The organism is Hymenobacter lapidarius (assembly GCF_001816145.1).
GTDB classification, from domain to species: domain Bacteria; phylum Bacteroidota; class Bacteroidia; order Cytophagales; family Hymenobacteraceae; genus Hymenobacter; species Hymenobacter lapidarius.
On record NZ_MDZB01000060.1, the window covers coordinates 1 to 401 of the forward strand.

At 44.6% G+C, this 401-nt stretch carries 1 protein-coding gene; it reads left to right on the forward strand.

Features of this window, described 5'->3' with window-relative positions; genetic code table 11:
- The coding region (locus BEN47_RS22795; RefSeq protein ID WP_204378265.1) for an LPXTG cell wall anchor domain-containing protein at nucleotides 1–401 on the forward strand (401 nt) is incomplete at both ends.

Genomic DNA, 401 nt, shown 5'->3' on the forward strand with positions numbered 1-401 from the left:
CAGCGACTCAGACTCGGATAGCGACTCAGACTCAGACAGCGATTCAGACTCAGATAGCGACTCAGACTCGGATAGCGACTCGGATTCAGATAGCGACTCAGACTCAGATAGTGACTCCGATTCAAGAGTTACACCACCAAATAATGAACAGAAAGCACCATCAAATCCTAAAGGTGAAGTAAACCATTCTAATAAGGTATCAAAACAACACAAAACTGATGCTTTACCAGAAACAGGAGATAAGAGCGAAAACACAAATGCAACTTTATTTGGTGCAATGATGGCATTATTAGGATCATTACCAGCGACTCAGACTCGGATAGCGACTCAGACTCAGACAGCGATTCAGACTCAGATAGCGACTCAGACTCGGATAGCGACTCGGATTCAGATAGCGACTC